The organism is Desulfocastanea catecholica, from assembly GCF_054657295.1.
In genome coordinates, this window is record NZ_BAAHYZ010000112.1 from 1 (window position 1) to 755 (window position 755).

Consider the following 755-nt stretch of genomic DNA (forward strand, 5'->3'; position numbering starts at 1 on the left):
GTCCATGTGCAAACTTGACAAAATGTATGGCATGAGTATATACACTACATATGGATAAAATTTACAATAAAATATTTAATGAGTGCCTCGGCTTTGATTGGGATACTTCAAATGTTGATAAAAACTGGCTAAAACACAGTGTCAGCCCTGCAGAATGTGAGCAGATTTTTTTCAATCGTCCCTTGGTAATCGGAGAGGATATTGCACATTCAAAACTTGAGTTGAGATTTTACACTCTAGGCAAAACAGACTCGAAAAGACTGCTGTTTATTGTTTTTACAGTAAGAAACAATCTCATTCGTGTGATTTCCGCCAGGGACATGAGCCGTAAAGAAAAGAAGGTGTACAACAATGGCTAAACAACTACCTGTATTCAAAAACGAAGACGAAGAGAAAGAGTTTTGGAACACACACGACTCAACGGAATATATCAATTGGGATCAAGCAGAAAGAGTGATCTTTTCAAATCTTAAACCTTCCGTGAAAAAAATATCTCTCCGTCTTCCTGAATCAATGCTCGAAGAACTCAAGCTTCTGGCAAACAAAAAAGATGTGCCATATCAATCTCTTATGAAAATTTTCCTTGCTGAACGCATAAAAAAAGAACTTATGTAGTTCATCACCTCTAGCTCCCATGCTCCAGCATCACCTCTGACCCCATTGCTATCCACAAGGCAATAGCTTCTCGGCTATTTTCAACCGCCTTATCAAAAGGGTTAGCTTGGTCAGACCTCGAATTTAAAATTTCAATCTTG

The 755-nt window shown here is 38.1% G+C and carries 2 protein-coding genes; both read left to right on the forward strand.

Annotated features, from left to right (window positions below; all coding sequences use genetic code 11):
• Positions 1-50: 50 nt before the first annotated feature.
• Positions 51-359 (forward strand): BrnT family toxin, encoded by a 309-nt coding sequence (locus ACYQ8U_RS23090; protein WP_459947910.1) that lies wholly within the window; start codon positions 51-53, stop codon positions 357-359.
• On the forward strand, positions 352-615 hold the full coding sequence (locus tag ACYQ8U_RS23095; RefSeq protein ID WP_459947911.1) for a BrnA antitoxin family protein: 264 nt from the start codon (positions 352-354) through the stop codon (positions 613-615). The genes ACYQ8U_RS23090 and ACYQ8U_RS23095 overlap by 8 nt, the downstream gene beginning before the upstream one ends.
• Positions 616-755 lie beyond the last annotated feature (140 nt).